The sequence below is a fragment of the Streptomyces sp. NBC_00086 genome (genome assembly GCF_026343255.1).
In the GTDB taxonomy this organism is placed as follows: Bacteria; Actinomycetota; Actinomycetes; order Streptomycetales; family Streptomycetaceae; genus Streptomyces.
Window position 1 is genome coordinate 350686 of sequence record NZ_JAPELZ010000001.1, and the last position, 12910, is coordinate 363595.

Below are 12910 nucleotides of genomic sequence, written 5' to 3' on the forward strand. Positions count from 1 at the left end.
TCAATATGGCACACAATTCAGTTGTGCACAATTTAGTTGCCGACACGACACCCCGGGTACACTGGCCCCCATGACCGAGCAACCGACCGACGCCCTCCCCGACCAGGACTTCCTGCGCCTCGACGGCCAGATCTGCTTCGCCCTCGGCGCCGCGAACCGCGCCTTCGGCGGGCTCTACCGCGTCGTCCTGAAGGACCTCGGGCTCACCTACCCCCAGTACCTGGTGATGCTGGTGCTGTGGGAGCACGGCGAGATGCCGGTCAAACAGCTCGGGCAGCACCTGCGGCTCGACTCGGGCACGCTCTCCCCCCTCCTCAAGCGGCTGGAAGCGGCGGGCCTGCTCGTGCGCGAGCGCAGCGCCGCCGACGAACGGTCCGTGCACGTACGCCCCACCGAGGCCGGTACGGCCCTGCGCGCCCGGGCCGTCGAGGTGCCGCGGCGCATCGCGGTCGCGACCGGCTTCGAGCTCGGCGAGATCAGGGAGCTTCAGGACCGCCTGCGGCGGCTCACCGCCGCCCTGGACGCGGCGGTTCCGCCGGAGTAGGCCGTACGGCCCGCTCGGCGGATGATCCGTCCGGGCGCCACAGGGGGTGCTCGCGCCGGGCCCAGTCGGCGGCCACCGAGCCCGTGCGCATGCCGCGCCGGGCCTCCGGATCGCCGAGGGCCATCACGACGTGGCCCACGACGGCCACGGTCATCGCGAGGGCCAGCCAGTCGTGGACGAAGGTGGCCCCGGTCCGCCAGGGCAGCGGCGTCAGCCCGGTGAACCACATCAGCAGACCGGTGCCGAGCATCACGAGGGCGGCACCGGCGCTCCAGCTCGCGTAGAGCTTCTGCCCGGCGTTGAACTTGCCCGCCGGGCGCGCACCGGGCCGGTGGTCGCGGCGCAGGGCGGAGCGCAGCCAGGTGCGGTCGTGCGGGCCGAAGCGGTTCAACCGGCGCAGGTCCCCGCGGAAGGCCCGGGAGCCGAGCCCCAGCAGGGCGGGGGCCGGGATCAGCAGTCCGGACCACTCGTGGACGGTCACCACGAGGTGGCGGCGGCCGACGAGTTCGGCGAGGGGCGGCAGGTAGAGGCAGGCGGCGGTCGCCAGACACACCCCGGTCAGGAGGGCGGTGGCCAGGTGGACCAGTCGTGCGGCGGGGCCGAACCGGCCGACGCGGGCGGGATGTTCGGCTCCGGGATCCGCGGCCGCTCCGGCCGGGAGTTCAGACGGTCGGGGCATCGTCGCGTCCGTTCGACTTGCCGACCCAGGCGTCGACGTCGTAGCCGAGTTCCTCCCAGTAGCCGGGCTGCACGTCCCGGGTGAGGGTGATGCCCGACAGCCATTTCGCCGACTTGTAGAAGTACATGGGAGCCGCGTAGAGGCGGGCCGGACCCCCGTGGGCGTGGCTGAGGGGCTTGTCCTGCATCTTCAGGGCGACCATGACGTCCTCGCGGCGGGCCTGCGGGAGCGTGAGGCTCTCGGTGTAGGTGCCGTCGAAGCAGGTGAAACGGATCGCGCGGGCCTCGGGACGGACCCCGGCGGCGTCCAGGAGCCGGAAGAGCGGGATGCCCTCGAAGGGGGTCGCGGGGACGCGCCAGCCCGTCACGCACTGGACGTCGCGGACGATCCGGGTCTGCGGCAGGGCCCGTAGTGCGTCGAGGGTGTACGCGGCCGGGCGCTCGACCAGGCCGTCGACGGTCAGCCGGTAGTCGGCCGGGCCGCGTTCGGGGACCGAGGAGGCGACCGAGTAGTACCGGAACCCACCGCCACCCGGCAGCAGTCCGGTGAGCCCGGTGGGGTCCTTGCTCGCGGCCGCGCCCAGTACGGCGTCGAACCCCGACTGGAGCTTCGGCGCGAGGGCCAGCCCGAGGGCGCCGAGCCCCACCATGCCGAGGAGAACCCGCCGGCCCACGGGGGCACCGAGGCCGTCGGGGTCGGGAGCGGGGTCGGGGCCGGTTTGCTGATCTGCTGTGCTCACGTGCCGATTCGACCACCTGCACCGCCCCGGCGGCCAGGGTCCGGGCCCGCCCGTCAGACTTCCGTAAGACGCGCCCGCACGCCCAAGCCCGCACAGCCGTACGGCCGGTCCCGCGCCAGGCGGGACCGGCCGTACCGCGGGGGGACCCGACTAGGCCCCGCTCGCCTTGAGCATGTCCTCGCGCTCGACGAGCTTCACGCGCTCGCGGCCCTGCGGCTCGCCCAGCGCCTTCTCGGCGGCGTCGAGCTTGTACCAGCCCTCCCACGTCGTGAAGCGGACCTCCTTCTGCGCGAGGAAGGTCTCCACCGCCTCCGGCTCGGGAGCGGCCGGCGTCAGCAGGCGGCCGTCCGCGTGGTCGGCGAGCAGGTTCGCGACCGTCTCGTTGGCGTCGCCCTTGGTGTGGCCGATCAGGCCGATGGGCCCGCGGCGGATCCAGCCGGTGACGTACGTGGACGCCAGGTGCGCGCCGGCTTCGATGACGCGGCCGCCCTCGTCCGGAACCGTGCCGGAGTCGACGTCCCACGGCAGCTTGGGCAGCTCGTCGGAGAGGTAGCCGACGGCGCGGTAGACGGACTGGACGTCCCAGTCGGTGAACGTGCCGGTGCCCTTGACATTGCCGGTGCCGTCGAGCTCGGTGCGCTCGGTGCGCAGGCCCACGACCTTGCCGTCCTCGCCGAGGATCTCGGTGGGCGACTCGAAGAAGTGCAGGAAGAGCTTGTGCGGGCGCTCGCCTATGTCGCGGATCGCCCAGTTCTCCAGGGTCTTGGCGACCATGTCCGCCTGCTTGTTGGAGCGGCGGGTGGTGATCGAACCCTCGTCGTAGTCGATGTCCTCGGGGTTGACGATGACCTCGATGTTCGGCGAGTGGTCCAGCTCGCGCAGCTCCATGGGGCTGAACTTGGCCTGCGCGGGGCCGCGGCGGCCGAAGACGTGGACTTCGAGGGCCTTGTTGGCCTTGAGGCCGTCGTAGACGTTCGCCGGGATCTCGGTCGGCAGCAGCTCGTCGGCGGTCTTGGCGAGGATCCGGGCCACGTCGAGGGCCACGTTGCCGACGCCGAGGACGGCGACCTTCTCGGCCTCCAGCGGCCAGGTGCGCGGCACGTCGGGGTGGCCGTCGTACCAGGAGACGAAGTCGGCGGCGCCGTAGGAGCCGTCGAGGTCGACGCCCGGGATGGTGAGCGCGCGGTCCGCGGTGGCGCCGGTGGAGAAGATCACGGCGTCGTAGAAGGAGCGCAGCTCGTCGAGGCCGATGTCGTTCGGGTAGTCGACGTTGCCGAAGAGACGGACCTGCGGCTTGTCGAGCACCTGGTGCAGGGCGGTGATGATGCCCTTGATGCGGGGGTGGTCGGGAGCGACGCCGTAGCGGATCAGGCCGAAGGGGGCCGGCATCCGCTCGAAGATGTCGATGGACACACCCGGCTCGGAGGCCGCCTCGGACTTCAGCAGGGCGTCGGCGGCGTAGATGCCGGCGGGGCCGGCACCGACGATTGCTACCCGCAGGGGGCGAGGCATGGCTGGGTTCCCTTCGAACGACGAAAGACTCGATCAAGGGAACCCTAAGCTAAGGGCAGCCTAACCCGGCACCCACCCCTGGGTTATGCCCCCATAACCCGGCCTTATGACTTCCCCAAGCTCTGCTTGGAGTCGGCGTGGGCCTCGCGGGCCGTGAGCTGCCCCTGGACGAAAGCGTCCGTATCGGGCGAGTACGGACCACCGTGGTCGAAGAGCAACTCCGTGATGCGCCGCCATTCCGCGACGGCGGCACGGGTCGCGGCGTCGGCGCCCTCCAGGTCGCCCGAGGCCTCCACGGCGGCGGCCTCGGCGGCTTCGAGCGCCTCCTGGGTCTGGTGGTGGGTCAGGCCGGTGGCCTGCTCCCGCACCCGGGCGCGGGCCGCGCGCTCCGCGTCGGAGGGGATGTGCGGTTCGTTGGCGGCGTCGTCGGTCACGGCGGTTCTGCCTCTGCTTCCTGATTCGGGGATCGTGGTGAACGGGCCTTGCGGGCGGAGCCCGCCCGGGGTCACCAGGTGTCGGTGACGGTCACGGGGAACTCCCCGCGCGTACGAACCGTGACGTTGCCCGCATCCGTGCCCCCGTACACCTCGTGCCGCCAGGCCGCGAAGACCCGTACCACCCTGCGGGCGTCGTCGCCGCGGCCCTTGCCCACCGAGCGGGTGGTGAAGGTCACCTCCGCGACGCCCCTCCCGCGCTCCTTGCGGACGAGCACCTCGCCCATGCCGTCCGCGGGAATGAACGTGTCCTCGTCCGTGCGGTGCCGCGCGTAATAGGCGACGAAGTCCCGCTTCATGTCGAACCACCCGGCCGCGCCGCACGGACCCGCGCCATTGGTGGCGCGGCCGGGTCCGGAGCTGCCGTCGGTGGGCGGGTCGGGCGCGCCGGAGTCCTGATCCGTGGGCGGACCGGCAGGGCCGCCCGTCTCCTGATCGGTCGGAGGGCCGGCGTAACCGCCCGTCTCCTCGTCCGTGGGCGGGCCGGCGTAGGCGCCCGTCTCCTCATCGGTCGGGGGACCGGCATATCCGCCCGTCTCCTCATCGGTCGGGGGACCGGCGTAACCGCCCGTCTCCTCGTCCGTCGGCGGGTCCGCGTATCCGCCCGTCCGCTCCTCCGTCGGGACGTCGGGCGCGGCAGTGGCGCCGCCCGCGCCCGCGTCCGTACCCGTCGTCCCGTACAGATCGCAGCGCTCCGGGCCGGGAGCCGCCACGGGAGCGGCGGGCCCGGCCGCCTCCCCGGCCCGTACGGTGCCGCAGGCCGCGAGTCCGGCGCACAGGAGTACCGCCAGCCCTGCCAGGGCCGTCCGTCCGGTCCGGGATACCTCAGTCGTCGTCATGTCTTCTCCCCCTCCGCCCGTGTAGAGGGCTCCGCGCGGGGCCCGGTTCCCTCGGGGCCGCCGTTCCCGCAGATCCGGGGAGCTGGTATCGCTGTGCCGCATGACGAACCCTCCGGCTCCCCCGATCCCCCTCGCGGCGCGGCCCGTCCTCTTCCTCGACGTGGACGGACCCCTCATCCCCTTCGGGTCCGCGCGGAGCTACCCGGCCTACGAGTCCCCCGGCGCGCCGGCCGGGGCCGACGGGCACCCCCTCCTCTCCCGGCTCGATCCCGCCCTCGGGCCGCGACTCGCCGCTCTGCCGTGCGAGCTCGTCTGGGCCACGACCTGGATGGACGACGCCAACGCCTGCGTCGCCCCTCGGCTCGGGCTGCCGGACCTGCCGGTGGCGGACTGGCCCGAACCCTCGGCCGGGGACCTCCGGAGCGGCACCCACTGGAAGACCGCCGGCCTCGTCGCGTGGGCCGCGGGCCGGGCGTTCGCTTGGGTCGACGACGAGATCGGCGACGCGGACCGCCGTTGGGTGTCCGCCCACCACCCCGGCCCGGCCCTCCTCCACCGCGTCGACCCCCAAGTCGGCCTTGGCGAGCGCGACTTCGCCGCCCTCGACATCTGGCTGCGCGCCCACACCTCCTGAGCACGGGCGGCGGCCTCCGCCCCTCCCCTGAACCGGCCGCCCATCGCCGACCGCCGCGACACGTCACCGGGCGCACTCCCGGAGAGCGTTCGCCGCACGCCGGGCCAACATGCCTGGCATCGACGCCCGTCCGGCATGGGTAGTCTTCCCGGGACACAGAGTGCGGCGGGTTCGGGGTGGGGTCATGGAGCGTCAGATGCGTGTGCCCGGTGCGGTACTGGCGGCCGTGCTGCTGCTGGCCGCCGCCGGCTGTTCCGGGGCGGGCGGCGGGACCGGGGCGGGTCCCGGCGACGACCCGAAGCCGGGCGGCGCCACACCCCCCACGTCATCCGCTCCCGCCGACGGGAAGCCCCCCTCCGGCGACGTCCTTCCCGGCATGGTCGGCGCCTCGGTGGCCCGTACCCAGCTGGCCGCGCTGAAGGTGGCCGCGCCGGGAACCATGTCCGGCTACAGCCGGGACAAGTTCACGCACTGGGCGGAGCAGGGCGACAAGTGCGACACCCGTGAGGTCATCCTCCAGCGGGACGGCGCGAACGTCACCCGCGACTCCGAGTGCAAGGCCGTGTCCGGCACCTGGACGAGCCTGTACGACGGGGTCGTGGTCACCGAGGCCAAGAAGATCGACATCGACCACATGGTGCCCCTCGCCGAAGGCTGGCGCTCCGGTGCGGCCGGCTGGGACGCCGCGAAGCGCAAGGCCTTCGCGAACGATCTGACGCGCCCTCAACTGCTGGCGGTGACCGCCTCCTCGAACCGATCCAAGGGCGACCAGAGCCCCGATCTGTGGCAGCCGCCGTCGAAGGCGTCCTGGTGCCAGTACGGGCGGGCCTGGACGACGGTCAAGTCCACGTACGGCCTGACCGTCACCGAGCCCGAGAAGAAGATGCTCTCCACCATGCTGGACACGTGCGCGGGCTGACGCCGCTCACCCGACCGTTCACCTCGCGACCGTTCACCCCAGGACCGCGATGCCCAGGGGACGCGACCCCGCCGCGAGCCGTCGGCTGTCCCCGCTGTCGAGGTCCACGACCGTGATGCCGTTCCAGTAGCCGTCGCGGGTGAAGCCCCCGGTGACGTAGGCCGTCCGCCCGTCCCGGGACACGGCCACGTCCTCGTGCGGCCCGTCCAGCGGGTACACCCGCTCCGAGCCGTCCGGGGAGCGGACCGTGAGGGAGGGCCCCTTGCCCTCGCCCGGTTCCACCGCCCCCGTCCCGACCACCAGCAGCCGGCCGTCCGCCGTGACCGCGGCCCCGTGCTGGTGCGTGTCGGCGGTCATCTCCTCCACCGTGGTGCGGCCCGTCTTCGGATCCACCACCGCGAGCCGCTCGCCCTCGAAGGGGAGCAGCAGCATCCCGTCCGCCGGCCGTACGACGGCGTAGTGCGGCTTCAGCCAGGAACCGAGCCCGCCCTCCGTCCCGTACGGGGCGACCTCGATGCGGCGCGGCGGCGCCGATCCGGCAGGGCCGCCGGATCCGACCGGCACGACGGTGACGTCGAAGGAGTCGTGGCCGGTGACGTACACCTGTGAGCCGTCGGGCGAGACGTCCACGTCGAAGGGCCGCCGCCCCACCGGGACCACTGCCGTGACCGCGCTCTTCGCCGTGTCGACGACCTCCAGCACGCCGGTGGTCCCGGGCACGTTGACCCCGACGTACGCGTGCGCGCCGTCAGGCGAGAGCGCGATGCCCATGCCGCCGCCCCGGTACTCGCCGTCGGTCACGGGCCCGGTGCCGGTGGTGCGGTACGGGATCAGGGCCAGCCGGGTCCGCGTCCGCGTGTCCACGACGGCGACCCCCTCGGCCGTGGCCACCCAGGCCCGGCCGTCCGCGCCGACCGCCAGGCCGTACGGGGCCCTGCCGACCGGCACCGAGCCGACCGCGCCGCGCCGCGGGTCCACGAAGGTGACGGTGTCGGCCCCGAAGTCGGCGACCAGGAGGGTGCCGCCCGGAGTGGTCGCGGCCGTCGGAAGCGGGGAGGCCGCGGGGGCGGCGGCCGGAGGCGCCCCGGGGGTGGAGCAGGCCCCCAGCAGCAGGGCTGCGGCGAGGGCCGCGAGGGCGGTACGGGTTCCCCGTACGCGGCGGCGCGGGTGCGGGCGGTCGTGCTGCGGCATGGGCGTGGCCCCTCTCGGTTCCGGGGGCGGGGCCGGTGGTGCGCCCGCTCCCCCGTACCCATCCTCACCTCGCGGGGCCGCCTCGCCGCTCGGCCCGGCGGCCGACAGCGGGGTCGGCCGATCGGTCGATGCGGGGACGCGCCCGGCAGGGGCGGATCAGCCCTCGTACTCCGTCAGGTCGATCCCGTGGAGGTTGAGGAGCGCGTGGGTCTCCGGGTGGTTGATGTCCTTCTCCGCGGTCATGCCCAGCTTGCGGATCACGTTCTCGGACTCGTCGTTGCCCGCCCGGTTGATGGCGACGACCCGGTCGAGACCCCGCTCCTGCAGGGCGAACTCCAGGGTGGCGTGCGCGGCCTCGGAGCCGTAGCCCTGACCCCAGAAGGATCGGCCGAGCCGCCAGGTGATCTCGGCCGCGGGCAGGACCTCGGGCAGCCACCACGGCATGGAGAGGCCGACGGCTCCGATCAGCTCGCCGGAGGCCAGCAGCTCCACGGCGAAGATCCCGAAGCCCTCCTCGTCCCACTCGTCCTCCCACCGCTCGATGGTCTCGGCGGTCTCCTCCATGTCGAGGGTCTCGCCGTCGCCGATCCAGCGCATCACCTCGGGGTCGGCGAGGATCTCCGACAGGGGGACGAGGTCGTCCTCGGACCAGCGGCGGAGGAGGAGGCGGGGGGTGCGGATCTCGGTCATGCCTCCCATCCTGCCGAACGCGCCGGACATCGCGTAATCGGGTCCCCCGCCGGGCCACCGGCGGGCCCCGCTAGGCCTCCGGAACCGCCTGACCTGCCACCGGATCCCCCACCGGACCTCCCACCGGGACGGTGATCGCGTCGAGCTGCGCCCGCAGGTGGACGTGCGAGTCGACCGGCTCGTGCATGATCCGTCCCAGCGGCGCCGGGAGGGATTCCACCCGGGTGTGCGGATCGCACTCGTAGAAGTAGACGAGCGAGAGCAGCTCCTCGGCGGGCGCGTCGGAGGGCGGCGGCAGCACCCGGTGACGGCCGGCCCGCCACCGGTCGCCCGTCCAGCGCGCCATCAGGTCCCCGATGTTCACGGTGAGCGCGGCCGGATCGTACGGAGCGTCCTGCCAGCCCTCGGCGTCGGTGTGGATCTGGAGGCCGCCCGCGCCCTGCTGGCGGTCCAGGACGGTGACGGTGCCGAAGTCGGTGTGGGCGCCGATGCGGAACTGGCCCGGCAGCGGCGGCCCGACGATCTCGGTGCCGGGGTACCAGTTGACGTTGAACCCCCAGGTGGGGTGGCCGGTGTGGCGGGTGAAATGGTCCGCTCCCAGGCCCAGGGCGCCGGCCAGCAGCTCCAGCAACTCGTCGGAGAGGGCCCGCATCGCGGCCAGGTACTCCGCCACCAGCGGTCGCAGTGCGGGCACTTCGGCCGGCCACGCGTTCGACCGGAACCACTCGGCGTCCACCGAGGCGTTCCCGGTCGGCTCCTCCGCCGCCCAGGACCAGGATTCCTTGAGGTCCGGCGGCGAGGCCGCGCCCTCCGCGTAGCTGTTGGCCTCGGCGCCCGGGCCGAGCCAGCCGCGGCCGCCGACCGCGACGGCGTACGGGGCCTTGGCGGCGGCCGGGAGCCGGAAGAAGGTCCGCGCCGCCTCCCGGATCCGCCCCGGCAGCTGCGGATCCACTCCGTGCCCGGTCACCAGCAGGAACCCGGCCACTTGGAGCGCCTCATCGACGCGGGAGGCCACCTGCCGGCGCGCCTCGGGCCCGCCGGAGCGCCACGGGCCGAGATCGATCACGGGGACCTGCGAACTCACCACGGGGGGACCTGCTTTCCGGCTCGGGGCGCCCGTCCACGGCCCGGGGCGTCTCTCGGGCAGCACTAGGCCGGGCTCAGGGTGTACCGGACCGTGCCTTCCCCGGAGCCCGCCTCCGTGAAACCGGCCCGTCGCAGCACGCCCCGCGAGGGGGCGTTGGTGTCGTCCGCCTCGGCCGCCAGCAGGGTGCAGCCCGGCTGCGCGAAGGCCCAGCCGGAGAGCGCCTTCGCCGCCTCGGTGGCGTAGCCGTTGCCGCGCGCCGACGGGACGAGGTCGTAGCCCAGCTCGGCGCGGCCGTCGGCGTCCGGGGCGGCGTGGAAGCCCATCCCTCCGATCGCCCGCCGGTCGCCGGCCCGGATGATGGCGTACGGGCCCCAGCCCGGCCGGTACGTCCCTTCCTCGCGCGCCTCGGCCGTCCGGCCGGCGGCGTACCGCGTGCCCTCGCCGGGTCCGTCCTCGGCCCAGACGAAGCCTCCGGTGCCGCCCGCGTGCAGGTCGGCCGCCACGTTCGGGCTGATCTCACAGAGCAGTACGCGCTCGGCCCGGACGGGTTCGAAGTACCAGCGCCAGATCGTCTGCCGGGACCGGCCGGGCAGTTCGCCCCGGCCGGTGGCCCACAGCAGGGTGCGCCAGGAGTCGTCGGCGTCCCCGTGCGGGAGGTGCGGGAAAAGGCGGTCCAGGACCAGGGCGGGCAGCTCGGGGCCGGGCCGCCAGTCGTGCACGCCGAGGCCGCCGAGCACGTCGTGGGTGTGCAGCAGCGTCTCGATGACGCCCATCGCGGCGAAGCCGCCGGCGTCGGCCATTCCCGCCGGATGCCACGCGCGGACCTCCGGTCCGGCGAGGGGCACGACGGCGGACAGGAAGCGGCCGGAGGCGGTGATCATGTCGAGCACCCCGGCCGGGGTGGTTCCCTCGTCCGCCCGGACCTCCAGGGGGACCCACGTGTCGGTGGCGCGCACCGCGAGCTGCGCGGCGTAGGAGACCAGGTCCTCGGCCACGTGCACCGCGGTGTCGTAGCAGCTCCAGTCCAGCCCGGCGGCCGGGGTGCCCCAGTCGCGGTGCGCCACCGCACCCAGTGCTTCGGTGGCGAGCGACACCGCCAGCTCGATGTCGGCGGCGGTCGCGGGGGAACCCTTGTAGATCATCATCCGGCAAACCCTAGTGCTGTGGCCGGAAAGGGGATATCCGCGCCCCGGTGGCGCGCCTGCGCGGCCGCGCCGTGGCCGGGACGCTACTGCTTGTGCTCGGACGGCGCGCTGACCGCGCCCCGGTGAAGGGCGGAGCAAAACGGTGGAGATTTCGACGAGGGACGTCTTCGGGGCGCCGTGCTGGGTGAGCCTGATGGCCCGGGACCTGGGCGCCGCGCAGCGGTTCTACGGTGAGGTCGCGGGCTGGCGGTTCCGGCCCGCACGGCTCGGCGAGGCCTTCACCGTGGCCGAGCTGGACGGGATGCCGGTGGCCGGGATCGGGGCGCTGGCCGGGGATCTGGCGGTGGCCGTGGCCTGGACCCCGTACTTCGCGGTCGACGACGCCGACGTGGCGGTGGACCGGATCCGCGAGCGCAGCGGCACGATCGCCGTCGGCCCGGTCTCCTTCGAGTCGGGGGGCCGCGGGGCGCTGGTCGCGGACCGGGACGGGGCGGTGTTCGGGATCTGGGAGGGCCAGGTCTCCTCGGGCTGGCGGGTCGGGACGGGACAGGCTCCGGCCTGGCTGGAGCTGCGCACCCGGGACGCCTTCGAGTCGGCGATCTTCTACGGGGAGGTCCTGGAGTGGGCCACCGGCCGAGCCGGCTGCTGCGAGGTGGCGTACGAGGAGGACCGCGTCGTGCTGCGCCAGGACGGGGAGCCGGTGGCGCGCCTCGACAGCGGTCCGGTGGAGCCGGGCTCCTACAGTCCGTACACCCGGCCGCGCTGGCACGTGCACTTCCGGGTGCCCGCGCTGGAGCCGGCGGTGGCGGCGGCGGTCGCGCTGGGCGGCCGCACGGTGTCCGAGCCCGGGTCGAGCGAGACGGAGCGGTGGGTGGCGCTGCGCGATCCGGACGGGGCGCTGTTCACCCTCACCGCGTCCCGTACGGACGGCGGGGCCGACGGGGGCTGACGGGGGGGTGCCCCTATGGGTTTGGTCAAGCTGATGGGGCGGGTTGGGGTTCGTAGAAGGTGCCGTCTCGGAGCATCGCGAAGAGGACGTCGGCTCGTCGTCTGGCGAGGCAGAGGAGGGCTTGGGTGTGGTGTTTGCCCTGGCTGATCTTCTTGTCGTAGTAGGCCCGGGAGACCGGGTCGGCCAAGGCGGCGAACGCGGAGAGGAAGAAGGCCCGTTTGAGCTGCTTGTTTCCTCTCCGGGACGGTTGTTCGCCGCGGATCGAGGACCCTGAACTGCGGGTCGCCGGGGCGAGCCCGGCATAGGCGGCGAGGTGGGCGGCGGACGGGAAGCTGGATCCGTCGCCGACGTCGATGAGGATGCGGGCTCCGGTCCTGACGCCGATCCCCGGCATGGACGTCAGGACCTTGGAAAGAGGGTGGTTCTGCAGCAGTTCCTCGATCCGGGCGGCGATGAGTTTGCGCTGGTCAAGCACCGCTTGGAGCGAGCCGGCGAGGCTCGGGACGATCAGTGCGGCCGCGTCCGTGCCGGGCACGACGACGGTCTGTTCGTTCAGGGCGGTGAAGATGTCCTCGATCAGCCGCTCTGCCATCCGCGGTGCCTTCGGGCGTATCAAGGTCACGAGCCGGCGGCGTCCGGCCTTGCGGATCTGTGCCGGGGAACCGAACTGGTCGAGGAGCCTGAGCACGGCCGGGTGCTGGATGCGCGGGCCCAGGATCCGTTCCAGAGACGGGTGGATCTGCGTGAGCAGGCCCCGCAGCCGGTTGCTGATCCGGGTTGCCTCACCGGCCAGATCGTCGTCGAATCCGACGATCATCTCCAGCTCGGCGATGGTCTCGTCCTCGAGGTCCACCGAACGGAGCGTGTGAGGCATGACGCGGGCCGCGTCCGCGATGACGAACGCGTCGCGGGCATCGGTCTTGGCCTCGCCGGGATAGAGATCGGCGATCCGCCTCATCGTCAGTCCGGGCAGATAGGCGACCGGGCAGCCCATGTCCCTTGCGACCGCGAGCGGCAGGGCTCCGATGGAGGCCGGCTGGTCGACCACGACGAGCACGGTCCCGTGCTTGGCCTGCAGTTTCCCGAAAACCTCGCGGAGCTTGGGTTCGCTGTTGGGCAGCCGTTTGTCGAAGGCCTTCTTCCCGGCCGGCGTGACGGCGGTGGCGTGGTGTTCGCCCTTGCCGACGTCCAGGCCGAGGAAGGCGCCGATGCCGCTGATGTCGATCACACGCGTCCTCCGGTCGTCCTCTTCGCCCGGCCGTCCCACGGCACCGATCGCCACATCCACATTACGAAGAGCCTCCCGACCTGCGAAGAAGTCGGTGGTCATGCCCCTAATCAGCGGTCTGTCGATGCCTCCGGAGCCGGTGACACCACCCCCCAAGACATGAGATCGACAGGGGGAGAAAGTCATGCCAACTCCGGAGGCCGGGCGCCCCGTTGCGGGGCAAGCAAAACGGTAATGGGGGGACGGACAGATCTGCCGGG

General features: G+C 73.1%; 14 protein-coding genes. 4 read left to right on the forward strand and 10 right to left on the reverse strand.

Annotated features, from left to right (window positions below; translation table 11 throughout):
- Nucleotides 1-70: 70 nt before the first annotated feature.
- A complete protein-coding gene (locus tag OG276_RS01560; protein WP_266901897.1) occupies nt 71-544 on the forward strand; it encodes a MarR family winged helix-turn-helix transcriptional regulator in 474 nt (157 codons plus the stop codon).
- On the opposite strand, the gene OG276_RS01565 is transcribed toward OG276_RS01560, so the two are convergent.
- From OG276_RS01565 to OG276_RS01585, 5 genes are all read right to left on the reverse strand, one after another.
- A complete protein-coding gene (locus tag OG276_RS01565) occupies nt 507-1223 on the reverse strand; it encodes a cytochrome b/b6 domain-containing protein (RefSeq protein ID WP_266901899.1) in 717 nt (238 codons plus the stop codon). The two genes, OG276_RS01560 and OG276_RS01565, sit on opposite strands and share 38 nt — an antisense overlap.
- Entirely contained in the window at nt 1207-1872 is a 666-nt protein-coding gene (locus OG276_RS01570; protein WP_266912457.1) for a molybdopterin-dependent oxidoreductase, read from the reverse strand. Before OG276_RS01570 ends, OG276_RS01565 begins: the two co-directional genes overlap by 17 nt.
- Nucleotides 1873-2112: 240 nt before the next feature.
- On the reverse strand, nt 2113-3474 hold the full coding sequence (locus tag OG276_RS01575) for an FAD-dependent oxidoreductase (RefSeq protein WP_266901901.1): 1362 nt from the start codon (nt 3472-3474) through the stop codon (nt 2113-2115).
- 104 nt (nt 3475-3578) lie between these two features.
- Nucleotides 3579-3908 (reverse strand): hypothetical protein, encoded by a 330-nt coding sequence (locus OG276_RS01580; RefSeq protein ID WP_266901903.1) that lies wholly within the window; start codon nt 3906-3908, stop codon nt 3579-3581.
- A gap of 71 nt (nt 3909-3979) precedes the next feature.
- Entirely contained in the window at nt 3980-4807 is an 828-nt protein-coding gene (locus OG276_RS01585; RefSeq protein WP_266901905.1) for a hypothetical protein, read from the reverse strand.
- 100 nt (nt 4808-4907) lie between these two features.
- Between OG276_RS01585 and OG276_RS01590 the strand changes: the two genes are divergently transcribed.
- Entirely contained in the window at nt 4908-5441 is a 534-nt protein-coding gene (locus tag OG276_RS01590; RefSeq protein ID WP_266901907.1) for an HAD domain-containing protein, read from the forward strand.
- A 196-nt stretch (nt 5442-5637) separates the two neighbouring features.
- Entirely contained in the window at nt 5638-6360 is a 723-nt protein-coding gene (locus tag OG276_RS01595) for an HNH endonuclease family protein (protein ID WP_266901909.1), read from the forward strand.
- A 33-nt stretch (nt 6361-6393) separates the two neighbouring features.
- Here the strand turns inward: OG276_RS01595 and OG276_RS01600 are convergent, their stop codons facing one another.
- From OG276_RS01600 to OG276_RS01615, 4 genes are all read right to left on the reverse strand, one after another.
- Nucleotides 6394-7551 (reverse strand): hypothetical protein, encoded by a 1158-nt coding sequence (locus OG276_RS01600; protein WP_266901911.1) that lies wholly within the window; start codon nt 7549-7551, stop codon nt 6394-6396.
- Between the two features lie 156 nt (nt 7552-7707).
- Nucleotides 7708-8241, reverse strand: a complete 534-nt coding sequence (locus OG276_RS01605) for a GNAT family N-acetyltransferase (RefSeq protein WP_266901913.1) — start codon at nt 8239-8241, stop codon at nt 7708-7710.
- A gap of 70 nt (nt 8242-8311) precedes the next feature.
- Nucleotides 8312-9328, reverse strand: a complete 1017-nt coding sequence (locus tag OG276_RS01610; protein ID WP_266901915.1) for an isopenicillin N synthase family oxygenase — start codon at nt 9326-9328, stop codon at nt 8312-8314.
- Between the two features lie 62 nt (nt 9329-9390).
- On the reverse strand, nt 9391-10473 hold the full coding sequence (locus tag OG276_RS01615; protein ID WP_266901917.1) for a GNAT family N-acetyltransferase: 1083 nt from the start codon (nt 10471-10473) through the stop codon (nt 9391-9393).
- A 193-nt stretch (nt 10474-10666) separates the two neighbouring features.
- Here OG276_RS01615 and OG276_RS01620 point away from each other — a divergent pair, with 193 nt between their 5' ends.
- On the forward strand, nt 10667-11422 hold the full coding sequence (locus OG276_RS01620) for a VOC family protein (protein WP_266912459.1): 756 nt from the start codon (nt 10667-10669) through the stop codon (nt 11420-11422).
- Between the two features lie 25 nt (nt 11423-11447).
- Here OG276_RS01620 and OG276_RS01625 read toward each other — a convergent pair whose 3' ends face one another.
- Nucleotides 11448-12650: an IS110 family transposase gene (locus tag OG276_RS01625; protein WP_266912461.1), complete on the reverse strand. Its 1203-nt coding sequence runs from the start codon at nt 12648-12650 to the stop codon at nt 11448-11450.
- Nucleotides 12651-12910: the final 260 nt, after the last annotated feature.